Genomic DNA, 15,727 nt, shown 5'->3' on the forward strand with positions numbered 1-15,727 from the left:
CAGAGGGTCAGGATGCCGTGCCGCTGGACGCTCCCAGCCGTTGGTCCTCATGCAACGAACGGAGCAGGTCGGCCAGTCCGCCCGGAGCCCGGCCGCGCAGCCGGGACGAGGTCTGGACAACGGGCCGCAGCACCGGAACCACCCGGAACGATGCGGCACGCAGATCGTTCAGCAGTGCGTGTTCCTCGCCGTGCTCGACCGCGCGGAATCCGCCGACCGCGCGGTAGGCGGCCATCCGGACGGCGAGGTTGGCCGCATAGACGTGGCGATGACCGTCACTCGTCATGCCGGCGGCGACGATCGCCCGGTAGCGCTGCAAGGCCTCCTGGCTGCCGTGCCAGCCGACCAGCTCGACGGGTCCGGCGAGCGCATCGGCTCCGCGACTCGCGCCGATCCGCATCAGGTCGGTCACCCAGTTCTCCGGGACGATCGAGTCGGCGTCGGTGCTCAGCACCCAGTCCGTCGACGGGCCGGGTAGTGCTGCGAGGCGGTCGATCAACCGGGCGCGGACAGCGCCCACCCTGGACGGGATCTCGTCTCGGGCGACCACCCCGGTGACGTGGTCCGGCAGCGTCGAGAACTCCAGCACGGCGGACGCCCGCGCCGCGGTCCGGTCCGTGCACCGATGTGCCGCCACGCCGATGGTCGCGGAGCGGATCTGCCCCGCGTCGAGTGCGACCCGGACAGCGGCGAGCACCGCGCGAACACACGTCACGACGCTGCTCTGCTCGTCGTGCGCCGGCACGGCCACCAGGATCGCGGGTGGCGCGGTCACCCCGCCACGGCCTGTCGGGCCAGGGCGAACAGGTCGCGATCGGCATGTTGTTGGCGCACATAGAGATCGAGATCTGCGATGACCCCGGAGAGCTGGGGGACGTGCGCGGCACCGGCCGGGCCGGCGCAGTCCCTGGCGGTCTGCAGCGCGCGTCTGACCGCAGCGGCGATACCGGCCCGGGTGAAGGTGCACAAGGCGGCGGTCTCGTCGGGTGTCAGCTCGGCCGGACCGTCGAGAGCGACGGCGGCACGGTCCAGCAGTGCGCAGCAGGTGTCGACCTCCAGGGCGATAGCGCCGATCCGCAGCGACTGAACCTGATCGAGCGTGCCGGCGGACAGCCAGCCGACGAGCACGTCCAGCACGGCCTGCGCGCCGCCGGTCCACACTGCGGCGACGCCGACACCGCCGGGGAGGAAAGCCGGCCGCTCGAGATAGAAGCCAGGTCCGCCGACCACGGCGTCGGCCGGGACCGGCTCGGCGTCCAGTTGCAGGGTGAAGGAACGACTGACCGACATGGCGTCGCTGCACCACGAGTGGTGGTCGTACTTCCAGTGCTCTACCGGTGCGTCCACGAGCAGGCTCTGCGGAGGCTCCGTGTCGGTGACGACGGTGACCAGCGACCGGTCGATCACCCCGCACCCGGACGCGAACGGCATGGATCCGGAGAGCACCAGTGCGCCGTCGTTCTCGTCCGCTGGGCTTGCCGTCACCGCGGCGCCGCGGGAGCGAGAGGCCCAGACCCCGTACAGTGCACCAGGTTTTGGTACCCGGCCGGCCTGCTGCAGGATCCGCAGAGCGTCGACGTGGCCCTCGGCAAGTCGGCCGCCCGGAACGCTGCGTCGTCCCAGCTTCCGCAGCTCGACGAACAGGTCGGTCCAGCTCAATTCCGCCCAGGCGATCGGACCGACCAACTGCCGGACCATCTCAGCAATACCGGTGGTGTCGTCGGCGCGGGGTGGAGCGATCAACGGGCACGCACCCAGGAACGCAGCACGAAATCGGCATCGTCGTGACGGACGGCGAGCGCCCACCCGTCCTCGGTGAGTGCCGCGTCGAGCAGTCCGGCGGCGTGCTCGCCGGACCGCGGAGCATCATGCGGATGGTGTCGCCAGTTCACCAGGACGACCTCGCTCCCGTCCGGTGTCGCCGACCCGAGCAGGGTTGCCGGCAGCGCGAGCAGATCGAGCGTCGGCAGGTAGTAGACGACCTCGGACAGGACGATCAGGTCGAACTCGTGGTTCCCCAACGACTCCGGCAATCCGTGCACCTGCGTCGTCACCTCGGCCCGGCCGTCGTCGGGTTCCGAAGCCAGGCGCGCCGCGGTCAACTCGACGGCGCGGGGCGACAGGTCCGAGGCGACCAGGGAGTCGCACCGATCCGCGAGGGAGCGGGTCAGATGCCCTGTGCCGCAAGCGGTATCCCAGATCCGTTGGTATCGTTGCTGGGTGAGGGAGGCAACCGTGATGTCGATCTTTCGCTGCTCGTACCAGCTGGAGCCGACGTCGAACGGATCGTCATCGGCCCGGTAGGCGGCATCGAAGTCAGGACGGGACGGGTGCGCGGCGGTCACAGAAAGTCTCCACTGTCATGGGGTCGGACACTGTCATGGGGTCGGACACTGTCATCGGGTCGGACGCTGTCATGGGGTCGGAACGCAAATGCTCGTCGGTGGTGCTCCAGCATCGAGTCCGGAACCACCGGGCCGAGACCTGCGAAGAAGGACGAGTACTGGCTGGGATAGCAGCGGATCGCGGCCTCGCGTCGGTCTTCGTCCACGGGGTCCGCCGGCAACAGGGACAACCGGGCGGACGTCGCCTCGTCCCGGGGCGGATGCTTCCAGAAGGATGCCCAGACGGGGTATTCGACGAGGGGGATCGAGTGCCGTGCGGCAACCTCGGCTGCGGCCGCTCCCACCGCGGCGTGGTCCGGGTGCGGGTCCGATGCCCAGGGAGCTGCGAGCAGCACCGGCCGGCACCTGGACACCGCGCAGTCGAGCTCCACGACGACCCGGTAGGGGAAGTCTGCCAGCGCCGAGTCGGGGAGATCCCGACACCGGGTCGACCTGACACCCAACGCCGCGCCCGCGCGGGTGAATTCGTCACGGCGGAGATTGCCGATCGCCGCACGGGTGACCGTGGGCAGGGGGAATGGGGAGCTTCGGGTGATCGCGTCCAGACAGGCCTCGCCGGCAGTGAGGGTGAGGAGGTCGACCGGTCCGGATGTGCGGGCCCACCGCGCGATCGACCTGCCGAAGCCGATCGTCTCGTCGTCCGGATGGGCGGAGAGGACCAGCAGCGGTCCGTCCCCGACCGAAGCCGGATCCCAGACGGGCGCGCCGGTCAACGCGTGCGCCCAGACGGCGGGCGACAAGCCGTCCGGGGTCACGGCAACTACGGGCGCTGTACCCACTGCGTCGGCTGACATGGCTGCTCCCACCGGACGGCTCGTTCAAACTTGGATCGCGTGTGACTGACGTGCGACGGAGGGGCTCTGCGCCGCATCTCCGTCGGGCCCGGTTGGCTGTGGACGGCACTCCGTTCGTACCCACCCCCGGGCCGATCATGCACCTGGCCGCCGTGCATGCGATCGCCGATGACGGGTACTGGACCGATGACCCGAGTGAACGCCGTCGACGCGTTCTCCGCGAAGGAAAGGACCCCCATGCCCCGCACGCCGAAGTTCACCGTTCCCGGAATGTCCATCAAGGAGGGTGGCGCCGTCGCCAAGATCTTGCAGCTGCGCCTGCATGCGCTGAACGACCTCCAGCTCACCCTCAAGCACGTGCACTGGAACGTGGTCGGGCCGAACTTCATCGGCGTCCACGAGATGCTGGACCCGCAGATCGAGGAGGTCCGCGGATTCGCCGACGAGACCGCTGAGCGGATCGCGACCTTGGGCGCGGACGTGCTGGGCACCCCGGGCAGCATCGTGCGCGACCGGCCGTGGGATGACTACTCGCTCGGCCGCGCCGACACCATTTCCCACCTCGCGGCGCTCGACCAGGTGTATCGGGGCGTCATCGCCGACCATCGCGAAGCGGCGGACGATGTCGCCGATCCCGATCCGGTGTCCGAGGACATGTTGATCGGCCACCTGCGCTCGCTCGAGCTGTTCCACTGGTTCATCCGGGCACACCTGGAGAACTCGGGTGGGGCGCTGGCCGACGAGGGTGCGACCACCGAGAAGGGCGCCGCCCGCAAGGCCGCCGCCGCGCGACCGGCTGCGTCCACCGGATGAGGTGAGTCCACCCTTGTCGCGCAGCGGCCGGTGGAGGGTGGCCCTGGAGAAGCACACGGGCTGACGGCTCCGTACCCGGTGTCCCGCATCGGATCTGCAGGTTTCTGCCGATCCGCCGCGGGGTACCGGGTGGATGTCACCTCACCGTCGAGGTGCTGAATCGGAGGTCAGCGAAATCATGGCTTCACATCAAACTCCCGTCAGCGGTACCGACACCGAATCTGCGTCCGAGCAGTTGCTCCACCCTGCGGATGCACCGGCCGACGGCAGCGGCAATGCCGGCCCCGACTGTTTCTGGCTTCCTGCGGGGAGCCGCCCGCCGACGCCGAGGATCGCTGCGGTGCACTCGCTCGACCAGCAGCCCAAGCCGCCCCGCCCGGCGCTGTCCTCCTGATCCCGAAGGCCGTCAGGACTCCTGCCTGACCGCCGGGATCAGTCCGGCCTGAAGGGCCGTCTCGGCCGATCGGAGCTGCCGCGATCACGGCCGCCGCCGCGCCCCGGATTTCCCTCGTCCCGCCGCGCGACCACCCGGATCGCGAACGCGACGACGACGATCCCGACCACGATCAGCAACCAGGACGGAACGCCCTGGAATGGTGACGGGGCGACCGCGTCCCCGGTCAGGTCGGCGGCCGAGCTGGGCGCCGACGATCCGGTGGACGGTGCGGCCCCGGCGACACCCTGGCCGGTCAGCATCGCCACGAGCGTGGCCGCGGCCTGGGTCAACACCGTGCGAGCACGCGAGGCATCCATCCCGTCATCCTGCCCGCTGACCGCCATGCGCTGGACCGGGCCGTTCCTGTAGATCCGCCCGGCGGCCAGCTGGACGAGCCCGATCCCGGGCCGGGAACAGAAGGCCGGGTCGCCGCGTTCTCCAGGACAGTAAGTTGAGTCACGCGCGCTCAGGTCTTGTTGCCCGACGCAGAGCATTTTGGCACTATGGAGTCAGTACTTGAGTCGATCAGGCTCAGGGCCGGACAGACCATTCAGCAGGACGGCGATCCGCGCAGACAGCGCGAGCCGGTGGAGAGAACGGCACGCACGAGTGCCGGAGGAAAGGATTCACATGTCACGAGCTGTCGGAATCGATCTGGGCACCACCAACTCGGTGGTCTCGGTGCTGGAGGGCGGCGAACCCACCGTCATCGCCAACGCGGAGGGATCGCGCACCACGCCGTCGATCGTCGCGTTCGCCAAGAACGGTGAGGTGCTCACGGGTGAGGTCGCCAAGCGGCAGGCCGTCACCAACGTCGACCGCACCATCCGGTCGGTGAAGCGCCACATGGGCACCACCTGGTCCGTCGACATCGACGGCAAGAAGTACTCGCCGCAGGAGATCAGCGCCCGCGTGCTGGGCAAGCTGAAGCGCGACGCCGAGTCCTACCTGGGCGAACCGGTGACGGATGCGGTGATCACGGTTCCCGCGTACTTCAACGACAGCGAGCGGCAGGCCACCAAGGACGCCGGCGAGATCGCCGGCCTCAACGTGCTCCGCATCGTCAACGAGCCGACCGCTGCCGCGCTGGCCTACGGCCTCGACAAGGGCGAGAAGGAGCAGACCATCCTGGTGTTCGACCTCGGCGGCGGCACCTTCGACGTCTCCCTGCTCGAGATCGGTGACGGCGTCGTCGAGGTCCGCTCCACCGCCGGCGACAACCGGCTCGGCGGGGACGACTGGGACGAGCGTGTCGTCACCTGGCTGGTCGACAAGTTCAAGGCGGCCAACGGCATTGACCTGACCAGGGACAAGATGGCCATGCAGCGCATCCGCGAGGCATCGGAGAAGGCCAAGATCGAACTGTCCGCCGGGCAGCAGACCTCGATCAACCTGCCGTACATCACCGTGGACGGCGACAAGAACCCGCTGTTCCTGGACGAGAACCTGTCTCGCAGCGAGTTCCAGCGGATCACCTCCGATCTGCTCGACCGCACCCGGGCACCGTTCCAGCAGGTGATCAAGGACGCCGGCGTCAAGGTGGCCGACATCGACCACGTCGTGCTCGTCGGTGGCTCCACCCGGATGCCTGCGGTCACCGATCTGGTCAAGGAGCTGACCGGCGGGCGTGAGCCCAACAAGGGTGTGAACCCGGACGAAGTGGTGGCAGTCGGAGCGGCGCTCCAGGCCGGTGTGCTGCGCGGTGAGGTGAAGGACGTCCTGCTGCTCGACGTCACCCCGCTGTCGCTTGGCATCGAGACCAAGGGCGGCATCATGACCAAGCTCATCGAGCGCAACACGACCATCCCGACCAAGCGCTCGGAGATCTTCACCACCGCCGAGGACAACCAGCCGTCCGTGCAGATCCAGGTGTTCCAGGGTGAGCGCGAGATCGCTGCCTACAACAAGAAGCTCGGCATGTTCGAACTGACCGGGCTGCCGCCGGCTCCGCGCAACGTGCCGCAGATCGAGGTCACCTTCGACATCGACGCCAACGGCATCGTGCACGTGACCGCGACCGACAAGGGCACTGGCAAGGAGCAGTCGATGACGATCACCGGTGGCTCCGCGCTGCCGAAGGACGACATCGAGCGGATGGTCAAGGAGGCAGAGGCGCACGCCGACGAGGACAAGGCCCGCCGTGAGGAGGCCGAAGTCCGCAACTCTGCCGAGCAGCTCGTCTTCCAGACCGAGAAGTTCGTCAAGGACAACGACGAGAAGTTGCCGGAGGAGCCCAAGCAGCGCGTCACCGAGTCGATCGTGAAGGTCAACGAGGCGCTCCAGGGCACTGACATCGCGGTGTTGAAGACCGCCGTGGAGGAGCTCGCCAACGAGTCCCAGCAGCTGGGTGCCGCGCTGTACGCGCAGGCCCAGACGGACGCCCCCGGTGAAGCCGCCGCCGATGGCTCGACCGGTTCCGCAGACGAGGACATCGTCGACGCCGAGATCGTCGATGACGTCAAGAGCACTGACGAGAAGAAGGACAGCTGATCGTGACGGGTTCCGAACCAGACAACGAGAGCGGAGCGGACAAGCCGTTCCAGTTCAGGGATCGCCGTCGGATCGACCCGCAGACCGGTGCCGTCCGTGACCCTGCTGCAGCCACCGCTGCGGCAGGATCGGCGGGGCCGTTCCCGGCGGCGGGCGATCCGGGCGATCCGGCGCAGGCTGCCCAGCCGTTGGACGTCACCCAGGATGATGACCGGGTGACTCTCGCGCAGTTGGAGGCGGCCGAACTCAAGGGTGATCTGCAACGGGTGAGCGCCGAATACGCGAACTACCGCAAGCGGGTCGACCGTGATCGCGAGCAGGTGGTGCTGGCCGCGAAGTCGGCGGTGGTCACCGACTTCCTGGCCGTGCTCGACGACGTCGATCGGGCCGAGGCGCACGGCGATCTCACCGGTGCATTCAAGACGGTCGCCGACAAGCTCGGCGGCATCCTGGGCAAGCTCGGTGTCGAGCGGGTCGGCGCCACGGGTGAGAAGTTCGATCCGGCGCTGCACGAGGCGGTGCAGTTCGCCACCTCCGACGAGGTGACCGAGCAGACCGTCACCGGCGTGCTGCGGGTGGGGTATTCGATCTCGGGGCGCCTGGTGCGTCCGGCGGTCGTGGTCGTCACCGGGCCGGAGCACGAGCCGGACGGCACTGGAGACATTGACAGCGTCACGGTCGAACAGGTCGACCCGGCTTGAGACATTTCGTCGCCGACGGGATGACCGGGTGCGGAACGGCCGCGATCGATGCGGCCGTTCCGGCACCGGCGGCGCAGGTGTGCACGACAATCAGAGCAACAGCACGTACCCGGGTGCACCGCGCCGGGATCGAGAGCCAGGAAGGAGGCTGAGGTGGCCGCCCAGGACTACTACGAGAAGGACTACTACGCAGAGCTCGGGGTGCCGAAGACGGCGACCGCAGCCGAGATCAAGAAGACCTACCGCAAGCTGGCCAGGGATCTGCACCCCGACAAGAACCCCGGCAACACGCAGGCGGAGGAGCGGTTCAAGGCTGTCTCCGAGGCCAACGATGTGCTCTCCGACGACGCCAAGCGCAAGGAGTACGACGAGGCCAGGGAGCTGGCAGCCTCCGGTGCCTTCCGTGGCTTCTCCGGTGGGAACGGTGGCGGCGCAGGCGGTTTCGATCTCGGTGACCTGCTCCGCAATGCCCGCAGCGGTGGTGCCGGCGGCGAGGGCGGATTGGGCGATCTCTTCGGGGGGCTGTTCAACCGGGGCGGCGCCGGGCAGCAGCGGCCGCGCGCGCGGCGGGGTGCGGATGTCGAGACCGAGGTTGCGCTGAGCTTCGACCAAGCGGTGCACGGCGAGACCGTCCCGCTGCAGTTGACCGAACGGATGACCTGCGACACCTGCCACGGCACCGGGGCGAAACCGGGCACCAGCCCGCACACCTGTGGGGTGTGTGGCGGATCCGGGCTGACCACCCGCAATCAGGGATCGTTCGCCTTCTCCGAACCATGCACGAACTGCGGCGGCACCGGCAGTGTCATCGACCAGAAGTGTCCGACGTGCCACGGCGACCGGACCGTGCTGCGGACCCGCACGCTGCGCACCAGGATTCCGGCCGGCGTCTCGGACGGGCAACGGATCAAGCTGGCGGGCAAGGGCGAACCCGGTCTGGGTGGCGGACCGGCCGGAGATCTCTACGTCGTCGTCCACGTCGGTAAGCACGAGCTGTTCGGCCGCACCGGCGACAATCTGACATTGACGGTGCCCGTCACCTTCCCGGAGCTGGTGGGCGGCACCACGATCACCGTCCCGACGCTCACCGGGTCGGTGTCGTTGCGGGTCGCCCCCGGCACGGCAAGTGGTCGGAAGCTGCGCGTCAAGGGCGCGGGCGTGGCCCGCACCGGTCACGCCGGGGATCTCATCGTGACGGTCGAAGTGTCCGTCCCGCAACGGATCTCGGCGGAGGCCGCCGAGGCTCTCGCAGCCTTTGCCGACGCGGTCGAAGAGGACCCGCGGCCGCAGATCAGCCGGATGGTCGGCCGGTCCGGCCGGCACGCCGCCCGGGACGACGCATGATGCCGACCGATCCCCACCGGCCGCCACTGGGCCCTGGTGCCGACGGCCTGGTCGACGATGCCGCGACGCATCTCATCTCGGTGGCGGCGCAGCTCGCCGGGATGCACGCCCAGACCCTGCGGTCCTACGACCGCGAGGGTCTGGTGTCGCCCGAGCGCACCTCCGGCGGCGGCCGGCGGTATTCGGGCCGTGACATCGAGTTGCTGCGGGAAGTGCACCGACTGTCGCAGGACGACGGGGTCAACCGTGCGGGCATCCGGCGCATCATCGAGCTGGAGGCGCAGGTCGATGCGCTCCGTTCCAGACTCGACGAGATGCAGCACGAGAACACCGCGCTGACGACCGAGCTGGCGACGGCGCGGATCGACGCTGCCGGTGCAGCGGCCGCTGCGGTGGCCGGGATGCGGCGCGATCTCGTGCCGTACACCCCGACCACCGCGGTGGTCAGATGGCGCCCACGCCAGCGCTGATCACCCAGCACGGACCCGGGAACCCCTGTGGCTCAACACATGACGTCGAGCGTCCAGTAGAGGTTCGTCAGCGCGCCACCCGGGGCGTAGGTGTTGGCGTAGATGTACCCGCCGCTGACATAGGCGCTGGCGAAGTAGGCAGACCCGAAGATCGACGCGATGGGTGTGCAGTCGGTCGGATCGATGTCGAGCTGCACGCGGTAGCTGCCGGCCCCGAGGTTGGTGCTGGACAGCACCCGGGGAGAACCGGAGTAGATGCCGCCGGTCGAGTTCAGCACGGCGTGGATCTGCGGCCGGTAGTAGCCGGTGACATCGATGGCCAGATCGGTGGGACCACCCGAGTTCTTGACGTTCAGCTGCGCAGCGGCGCCGAGCGCGAGACCGACGGTAGCGCCTGACGTGATGCCCTGGGTGCCGTAGTTGAGCACCGTGACCTTGGCGATTGCGTTGTCCGACGGCCACGCCTGCAGGAAGCCCGGGTTGCTCGGATCGATGGCGCTGACCGACACACTGACCGAGGTCGCGCCCAGTGGAACGCCGCAGCCGCCGGTCTTGCCGCCCTGTGGAGCGAAGCCGAAAGTGCCCGCCACGTAGAAGCTCCGGGTCGAGCCGGACGCCAGCGGAGTGGTGTTGCGGGTGTCGACGATCCGGCACGGTGCGATGGGTGAGTACAGCATCTGCTGCTTCGAGACCGGAGTGACACCGGCCGGTGCGACCACCGCCGGCCCGTCACCGCTGGGACCGGCGTTGGGCGACACAGGCCCGCCCGAGGATGCGAGAGCTGCACCGCCCATCGCCAGCGACGCGGTGAGCAGCACCCCGAGACCGAAGGATCGAAGAGACTTCATGGCGACTCCTTGTCGTGGGACCCACGATGGGTACCTGGGAGTGGGAGTGGTCGTCGTCGCCGTCGGATACAGCTGCTCGGAGCCAGTTCCGCCCAGGAACGTCGGTGTTGCCCGGCCGACGCCGGAGGCGATCTGTGAGGATGTCCTCCGGCCCGCTGCCTTCAGCATCACGAGAGGACTACGACATGGACGTACTGGCTCTGGTCGTCGCTCTCGTCATCGGCGTCGTGGCGCTCACCCCGTTGGCCGATGCCATCCGCATCCCCCAGCCCGTGCTGCTCACTGTGTTCGGGTTGTTGCTCGCGTTGTTGCCGTTCACCCCGGAACTGGCGATCGAGCCCGAGATCGTGCTGCCGGTCGTGTTGCCGCCGCTGCTGTTCGCGGCAACCCAACGCACCTCCGCGCGCGAGTTCCGCAACCACGCGACAGCTGTGCTCACCCTCGCAGTAGGTCTGACGCTGGCGACCGTCGCGGTGGTGGCCGTCGTCGCCCACGCCCTCGGCGTCCCGTGGATCGCGGCCTGGGTGCTCGGCGCGATCGTGTCACCGCCCGATCCGGTGGCGGCCACTGCGGTGGCGCGGCGGCTGCAGCTCCCGGGACGGTTGGTGACGATCCTCGAAGGGGAGGGGATGTTCAACGACGCCACCGCGCTCGTCGCCTTCAAGGTGACGTTGGCGGCGGCCGTCGGGGGCGGACTGTCGTGGGGTGGCACGCTGCTGGAGTTGGCACTCGCGGTCGGTGTGGGCGGGGTCGTCGGTCTCGCGCTCGGCTGGCTCGCCACCCGTGCGCTCGGCCGTATCCACGACAGCGCCGCCGAGACCACGATCACCCTGCTGGTGCCCTACCTCGGGTACGTCGGAGCGGAGCGATTCGGCGGCTCCGGTGTGCTGGCAGTCCTCGTGCTCGGCCTCTACCTGACGACGTTCAGCCATGGCAGCACGACGTCCGAGGGCTGGCTGCTCGGACGCTCCGTCTGGTCCTACGTCGACTTCCTGCTCACCAGCCTCGTCTTCGCGCTGCTCGGATTCGAGCTCGTGAAGGTGATCGGCCAGACTTCCGTCGACGGGCACACCGTTGTGCTGGCCCTCGTCGTGGCGATCACGTTGATCTTCTTCAGGTTCGTGTGGATCTTCCCTGCCGTTGCGCTGGTCAACTTCCGCGCTCGACGACGTGATGCGCAACTCCCGGCGAACTGGCGGGAGTCGGTTGTGGTGTCCTGGGCCGGAATGCGCGGAGTGGTCACCGTCGCCGGGGCGCTGTCGATCCCGCTGCTGACCGATGTGGGTGACCTCTTCCCGGACCGCTCCCAGGTCGTCGTGGTGTCGCTGACCTGTGTGCTGTTGACCTTGGTGCTGCAGGGACTCACTCTCGGACCGCTGGCGTCGCAGCTCGGCGTCGGCGGGTCGTCCATGGATGCCGAGCAGGAGCTGGTGGTGTTGCGTCGACGGGCCGCGGAGGCGGCGCTGCACTTCATCCGGCGCTCGATCGATGACGACGCGGAGGGCGTGCCGACGACCGTGCGGCAGGCAGTGCTGGAGCAGTACGAGGGCCTGATCGCCTCGCAGCAAGCCCTGCAGGACCTGCGGGCGGCCGACCTCGGCCGCGACGTGGATGCGGCCGGGGTGCTCACGATGTGGATGCGCCGGGCCAGTGACGCCGAGCGGACCTTCGTCATCGACGCGCGGCGCCAGGGGCAGGTGAGTCCGGAGGTCGCGGACGACGCACTGCGCGAAATCGAGGGTCGGGCGCGACGCGCCGGCTACTGACCGGCCCGCTCGGGTACGGCGATCAGCCGGCGACGCTGATCGACAGGCGGGTCTCGCCGAGCTCGTCCCAGACGTCGCCGAAGTCCTCCAGGGCGCCGTGCTGGGTGCTGATCATCAGGGCGTAGAGCCGGCCGAGCACGAAACCCACCGGACCGTCCGTCATCGGATCGTCGGCGAGCGTCTCCACCAACGTCGCGGCCTTGCGGGCATCCCGGTGCACGGCCAGCGCCGCGATCACCGTGTCGAGCGCGCCCACCGTGTCCTCTGCGTCCATCTGCGCGTCGGGCACGAACTCGGGCATCAGAGCCAGCAGACAGTCCCTCGCCAGGACCGCCGCGCCGTGCGCATCGGCCACCGCCGAGGAGAAATCGGGATCGGACAGCGCGGCGTCGACAGCGTCCTGCAGGTCGTGCCAGATCGCGTCTATGCGCTCTTCGATCCGATCGGCTTCGATCACCGGTGTGGCGCCGCCGTCGGCGAGCTCGTCCCAGTCCTTCAGCAGCGCAAAATGCTCCTCCGAGTCGAGTTGCGACGTGATCGCTTCCGCCAGTCGTCGCTCGCGACGGTTCAGCTCGAGTTCGACGATGCCGTGCGCCTGATCCGCATGTCTGACGTGGGTGTCGGTGAGTTCTCCGAGCAGCAACGCCCGGCCCACCTGCACGTCGCGTTCGCCGGAGACCACCCGCTCCCACTGGTGCAGGGCCGCCGCGGCCGGCCGATCGGCGGCGCCGAGCAGTTCCGAGACCGCTCGCGCCGAGCGGATGGCCGAGAACGCCAGCGGGGCAGCGTTTCCCACGTCCATCCGCAGCGATCGGTCCGCGGTCACCAGACTGTCCCTGGATCGACGGAGCAGCCGTCCGGCCAGGGTGTGTGCCGCTTCGGGAAGGGTGGACGGGGTGAGTACGGTGCCGACCTTGGAGGGTCGGCGGGACACGGTCGCCCCGCGGGAGGTCAGGTGGTCGACCACCGCGTGGAGCTGATCGGTCGTTCCCTCGAGGAGCTCCACCTCGACCTCGCGCCAGGTGACGGTGTCCTCGTCCCCGTACCGCTGGCCGCTCACCCGGTCGTCGGCGATCTCCAGCAACGGTGTGCCGTCGGCACCCTCCAGCACGGTCACGGTCCGTTCGGTGTGCAGCCTGGCGACCGGACCGATCCAGCGTCCACGTGCGGTGCCGATCACAGCGCGGAGCAGCGGTGCCGGCACTGATCTCGCCGAGCGGTCGCCGGTACCCGCGCTCCCGCGCTCCCGGACTGTGTCGCTGCTCGCAGCAGCGGGCTGGTCGGCAGTGAACGGGATGTGCCATTCCCGACGCTCCTCCGCCTGTTGGGGCAATTTCGGATGGTCCGAAGCGCGGGGATCCTCCTGGCGTGCCGGCAGTTTCAGGTGCCACCCGGCATCGTGTCCACCGGTGCGGCGCCGGAGCGTCACCCGGGAGGACAGCAGATCGAGCGACTCGGTGTCGTAGTACTGGGCATCGAGCTGATGCGTCTCGGTCGGGCGTCTGCCGGCGATGCCGATGGCGGTCACGGCCGGATCCTCGGTGGGATCCGGGATCTCCGCCCAGTCGGGGCCGTCAGGGACCTCGAGCTTGGTCTCGATCTCGCGATGCCCGATCAGTGGTGTGCTCACGGCGAGTCCGGCACGGTGGTCCCGTCCCCGCCGGCTGCACCGCTCCGCTCCTGCGGGCCGAGCGGTCTCTCCGGTCGACCCGCCTTCGGCAGCGGACCGTCGCCCAGGGCCGGGAACGGATCGAGGTCGTGGTAGTAGCGCACCATGCTGTTGATCACGGCGAGGAAAGGCACCGCGAACAGTGCACCGACGATGCCCAGCAAAGACGACCCGATCACCACTCCCAGGATCACCGCCAGCGGGTGCAGCGAGACCGCCCTGCCCATCAGAACTGGCTGCAGGACATGGGATTCCAGCTGCTGCACAGCCAGCACGACGGCGATCATCACCAGTGCGGAGACCGGTCCGTGCGTCACCAGCGCGACCAGCACGGCGACCGCGCCGGAAGCGATCGCACCGACGATCGGAATGAACGACGCCAGGAACACCAGCAGCGCGAGCGCGATCACGAACGGCAACTGCAGTACCAGCGCTCCGATCCCGATGCCCACCGCGTCGACGGCAGCCACCAGTATCTGGACCCGGATGTAGGAGGTGAGGCTGACCCACCCGCGACGGCCTGCCTGATAGGTGGGCTGCTGCGCCTTGTGCGGCATCAACGCGATGAGGAAGACCGCGATCCGTTCCCCCTGCGCCAGGAAGAAGAACGTCGCGAACAGCGCGATGACGACGCCGGCGAAGAAGTGTCCAGCGGTACCGGCCCATTCGGTGCCGCGACTGATCCAACTGCCGCTCCCGCTGCCGGAGAACGAGTCCTTGGCTTTCTGGTAATAGTCGTCGAGTTGCTGCTCGCTCAGGTGCAGCGGCCCGTCCTTGAGCCAGTTGACGATCTGGTCGAGTCCCCCCTTGGCGCTGTCCAGCATTCCGGACATGCCGCTCGCGATCTGCGCGCCGGCGAACGTCAGCAGACCGACGACGACCGCCAGGAACACGACCAGCGCTGCGGCGGTCGCAGCGGCCCGGGGGAACTTCCACCTGCCGTGCAGGAACGTCACCACCGGCGACAGCAGGGCGGTCAGCAGCAGTGCGATGGCCAGTGGGACGACGACCATGCTGAGCGCCTGCAGACCGAGGTTGAGCAGTGCGATCGCCGCCAGCACGACGATGATCCGCCACGACCAGCCGGCAGCCAGTACCAGCGGATACGGCAGGTGGTCAGGATCCGGATCAGCCCTGGAGGGACGACGTCGACCGGAGCGGCCGACGGTCGTCATCGGAGCCTCGGACGCCCGATGCGCGGGGGAGCTGCTGTCGGCTGGCTGCTCCTGTGGCGCTGCTGCTGACTCGGAGCCGGACACGGTTCCCCCTGGGAGCTGACGGTGGGCGGATCGGTGGACCCGGCACGAGCGTAGATCAGGGCTTCCTGCTCGACGACAGTCCGTTCAGCACGTCGGACATCTGGTCCTCGGTGTCGTTGCCCAGTTTCTCGAAGACCACCTTCACGATCGGGGTGGCCAGCTTGGCCACTCCGTGCATCTCCAGGTCGGCGGTGTAGGTGATCCGGCTGCCCGCACCGTTGGGGACGACCTCCATGGTGTCGGTGGAGGTGGCGCTGTCGTTCCTGCCCTCGAGCACCACCCGGGAAGCGGTGCTCTCCCTCAGCGTGTAGGTGAGCTCCACCTCGCGGCCGATGAACTTCGAGACGTTGCGCCAGGACGAGCCGATCGTGACCGGCCCGCTGTCCAGACGGGTGCAGCTGACCGTGCCGGGATCCCACTGCTCGGCGTTGCCGAAGTCGGCCAGGTACTCCAGCACCTCAGCCGGCTTCGGGACGACGGTGAAGGTGCGGGTGGTGACGGTCATGGTCGATCCTCCGGGCCTGGCGGCCGGTCGCAGTGCGCGGGTGGGTCGCTGCGCCGGTACCCGCCCCACCTCGCGCTCACGCTTCCGAGCTCCGGTGGTCGAGCAGCGAGGAACTAGCGTGACGAGACCCCATCGCGGATCGATCGGGATCTCGTCTCCTTCGCCGCTCGATCGCCGATCAAGTTGAGCGGAACACACTCAACTCTGTGGACGTTGACACCTCTGGA

The 15,727-nt window shown here is 68.8% G+C and carries 16 protein-coding genes; 7 read left to right on the forward strand and 9 right to left on the reverse strand.

Features of this window, described 5'->3' with window-relative positions; genetic code table 11:
• Window positions 1–7: 7 nt before the first annotated feature.
• From ABLG96_RS02770 to ABLG96_RS02785, 4 genes are read right to left on the reverse strand one after another with little or no spacing between them, the layout of a single operon-like run.
• Window positions 8–775 (reverse strand): glycosyltransferase family 2 protein, encoded by a 768-nt coding sequence (locus tag ABLG96_RS02770; RefSeq protein ID WP_353649904.1) that lies wholly within the window; start codon window positions 773–775, stop codon window positions 8–10.
• A complete protein-coding gene (locus ABLG96_RS02775) occupies window positions 772–1,743 on the reverse strand; it encodes an acyl-CoA dehydrogenase (protein ID WP_353649905.1) in 972 nt (323 codons plus the stop codon). Before ABLG96_RS02775 ends, ABLG96_RS02770 begins: the two co-directional genes overlap by 4 nt.
• Window positions 1,740–2,345, reverse strand: a complete 606-nt coding sequence (locus tag ABLG96_RS02780) for a class I SAM-dependent methyltransferase (protein WP_353649906.1) — start codon at window positions 2,343–2,345, stop codon at window positions 1,740–1,742. Before ABLG96_RS02780 ends, ABLG96_RS02775 begins: the two co-directional genes overlap by 4 nt.
• Window positions 2,342–3,199 (reverse strand): PIG-L deacetylase family protein, encoded by an 858-nt coding sequence (locus ABLG96_RS02785; protein ID WP_353649907.1) that lies wholly within the window; start codon window positions 3,197–3,199, stop codon window positions 2,342–2,344. Before ABLG96_RS02785 ends, ABLG96_RS02780 begins: the two co-directional genes overlap by 4 nt.
• A gap of 237 nt (window positions 3,200–3,436) precedes the next feature.
• Between ABLG96_RS02785 and ABLG96_RS02790 the strand changes: the two genes are divergently transcribed.
• The gene (locus tag ABLG96_RS02790) at window positions 3,437–4,012 is read left to right on the forward strand and encodes a DNA starvation/stationary phase protection protein (protein WP_353651357.1); all 576 of its coding nucleotides are present in this window, start codon (window positions 3,437–3,439) and stop codon (window positions 4,010–4,012) included.
• A gap of 178 nt (window positions 4,013–4,190) precedes the next feature.
• A complete protein-coding gene (locus tag ABLG96_RS02795; RefSeq protein ID WP_353649908.1) occupies window positions 4,191–4,406 on the forward strand; it encodes a hypothetical protein in 216 nt (71 codons plus the stop codon).
• Between the two features lie 38 nt (window positions 4,407–4,444).
• On the opposite strand, the gene ABLG96_RS02800 is transcribed toward ABLG96_RS02795, so the two are convergent.
• On the reverse strand, window positions 4,445–4,765 hold the full coding sequence (locus ABLG96_RS02800; RefSeq protein WP_353649909.1) for a hypothetical protein: 321 nt from the start codon (window positions 4,763–4,765) through the stop codon (window positions 4,445–4,447).
• Between the two features lie 313 nt (window positions 4,766–5,078).
• Between ABLG96_RS02800 and dnaK the strand changes: the two genes are divergently transcribed.
• From dnaK to ABLG96_RS02820, 4 genes are all read left to right on the forward strand, one after another.
• The gene (gene dnaK, locus ABLG96_RS02805; protein ID WP_353649910.1) at window positions 5,079–6,938 is read left to right on the forward strand and encodes a molecular chaperone DnaK; all 1,860 of its coding nucleotides are present in this window, start codon (window positions 5,079–5,081) and stop codon (window positions 6,936–6,938) included.
• Between the two features lie 2 nt (window positions 6,939–6,940).
• On the forward strand, window positions 6,941–7,639 hold the full coding sequence (locus ABLG96_RS02810; protein WP_353649911.1) for a nucleotide exchange factor GrpE: 699 nt from the start codon (window positions 6,941–6,943) through the stop codon (window positions 7,637–7,639).
• A 153-nt stretch (window positions 7,640–7,792) separates the two neighbouring features.
• Window positions 7,793–8,983, forward strand: coding sequence for a molecular chaperone DnaJ (gene dnaJ, locus ABLG96_RS02815; RefSeq protein WP_353649912.1), 1,191 nt, complete (start codon window positions 7,793–7,795; stop codon window positions 8,981–8,983).
• Complete coding sequence (locus tag ABLG96_RS02820) at window positions 8,983–9,453, forward strand: helix-turn-helix transcriptional regulator (RefSeq protein ID WP_353649913.1); 471 nt, start codon at window positions 8,983–8,985, stop codon at window positions 9,451–9,453. The genes dnaJ and ABLG96_RS02820 overlap by 1 nt, the downstream gene beginning before the upstream one ends.
• 32 nt (window positions 9,454–9,485) lie before the next feature.
• On the opposite strand, the gene ABLG96_RS02825 is transcribed toward ABLG96_RS02820, so the two are convergent.
• Complete coding sequence (locus ABLG96_RS02825) at window positions 9,486–10,301, reverse strand: hypothetical protein (RefSeq protein WP_353649914.1); 816 nt, start codon at window positions 10,299–10,301, stop codon at window positions 9,486–9,488.
• A gap of 185 nt (window positions 10,302–10,486) precedes the next feature.
• On the opposite strand from ABLG96_RS02825, the gene ABLG96_RS02830 reads away from it, so the two are divergent.
• Complete coding sequence (locus tag ABLG96_RS02830; protein ID WP_353649915.1) at window positions 10,487–12,067, forward strand: Na+/H+ antiporter; 1,581 nt, start codon at window positions 10,487–10,489, stop codon at window positions 12,065–12,067.
• 22 nt (window positions 12,068–12,089) lie between these two features.
• Here the strand turns inward: ABLG96_RS02830 and ABLG96_RS02835 are convergent, their stop codons facing one another.
• The 3 genes from ABLG96_RS02835 to ABLG96_RS02845 all read right to left on the reverse strand — a co-directional run bounded on the left by ABLG96_RS02835 (window position 12,090) and on the right by ABLG96_RS02845 (window position 15,500).
• Window positions 12,090–13,697 carry a CYTH domain-containing protein gene (locus ABLG96_RS02835; protein WP_353649916.1) on the reverse strand — a complete coding sequence of 536 codons (1,608 nt, stop codon included), beginning with the start codon at window positions 13,695–13,697 and terminating at the stop codon, window positions 12,090–12,092.
• Window positions 13,694–14,911, reverse strand: coding sequence for an AI-2E family transporter (locus ABLG96_RS02840; RefSeq protein WP_353649917.1), 1,218 nt, complete (start codon window positions 14,909–14,911; stop codon window positions 13,694–13,696). The genes ABLG96_RS02835 and ABLG96_RS02840 overlap by 4 nt, the downstream gene beginning before the upstream one ends.
• Before the next feature lie 139 nt (window positions 14,912–15,050).
• Complete coding sequence (locus tag ABLG96_RS02845) at window positions 15,051–15,500, reverse strand: SRPBCC family protein (protein WP_353649918.1); 450 nt, start codon at window positions 15,498–15,500, stop codon at window positions 15,051–15,053.
• Window positions 15,501–15,727 lie beyond the last annotated feature (227 nt).

Origin of the sequence: Nakamurella sp. A5-74, from assembly GCF_040438885.1 — a bacterium.
Taxonomy (GTDB): Bacteria; Actinomycetota; Actinomycetes; order Mycobacteriales; family Nakamurellaceae; genus Nakamurella.

Excerpts from the sequence above, each read along its gene's own strand:
- ABLG96_RS02830 (WP_353649915.1), top strand. The coding sequence starts at position 10,487 with ATGGACGTACTGGCTCTGGTCGTCGCTCTCGTCATCGGCGTCGTGGCG.
- ABLG96_RS02790 (WP_353651357.1), top strand. The coding sequence starts at position 3,437 with ATGCCCCGCACGCCGAAGTTCACCGTTCCCGGAATGTCCATCAAGGAG.
- ABLG96_RS02825 (WP_353649914.1), bottom strand. The coding sequence starts at position 10,301 with ATGAAGTCTCTTCGATCCTTCGGTCTCGGGGTGCTGCTCACCGCGTCG.
- dnaK (WP_353649910.1), top strand. The coding sequence starts at position 5,079 with ATGTCACGAGCTGTCGGAATCGATCTGGGCACCACCAACTCGGTGGTC.
- ABLG96_RS02840 (WP_353649917.1), bottom strand. The coding sequence starts at position 14,911 with ATGACGACCGTCGGCCGCTCCGGTCGACGTCGTCCCTCCAGGGCTGAT.
- ABLG96_RS02800 (WP_353649909.1), bottom strand. The coding sequence starts at position 4,765 with ATGGATGCCTCGCGTGCTCGCACGGTGTTGACCCAGGCCGCGGCCACG.
- ABLG96_RS02785 (WP_353649907.1), bottom strand. The coding sequence starts at position 3,199 with ATGTCAGCCGACGCAGTGGGTACAGCGCCCGTAGTTGCCGTGACCCCG.
- ABLG96_RS02820 (WP_353649913.1), top strand. The coding sequence starts at position 8,983 with ATGCCGACCGATCCCCACCGGCCGCCACTGGGCCCTGGTGCCGACGGC.
- ABLG96_RS02845 (WP_353649918.1), bottom strand. The coding sequence starts at position 15,500 with ATGACCGTCACCACCCGCACCTTCACCGTCGTCCCGAAGCCGGCTGAG.
- ABLG96_RS02795 (WP_353649908.1), top strand. The coding sequence starts at position 4,191 with ATGGCTTCACATCAAACTCCCGTCAGCGGTACCGACACCGAATCTGCG.